The 223-nt window shown below is 64.6% G+C and carries 1 pseudogene; it reads right to left on the bottom strand.

Annotated features, from left to right (window positions below):
* Positions 1-223: pseudogene (locus E4K09_RS26055) on the bottom strand (biotin/lipoyl-binding protein); the annotation flags it as partial.

The raw sequence follows: 223 nt of genomic DNA, 5'->3' as shown, positions 1-223 counted from the left end.
TCCGCCTTCTCGACCTCTGCGATGTATGGTGCGGGATCGATGATGAAGAGGAGATCGCCCTTCTTCACCAGTGACCCCTCCCGAAAATGGATCGACTCGATGGCGCCGGGACCCCGGGGACGCAGCTCCACCCGCTCGACCGCCTCGAAGCGGCCCGAGAACTCCTCCCACAGCAGGACATTCTGACTATCGACGGCGGCAACGGTGGCAGGCGTCGCGGACG

This window comes from Microvirga pakistanensis, from assembly GCF_004458765.1.
GTDB classification, from domain to species: domain Bacteria; phylum Pseudomonadota; class Alphaproteobacteria; order Rhizobiales; family Beijerinckiaceae; genus Microvirga; species Microvirga pakistanensis.
The sequence above is the reverse complement of the archived record's forward strand: the minus strand, read 5'-3'. Positions and strand labels throughout refer to the sequence as shown.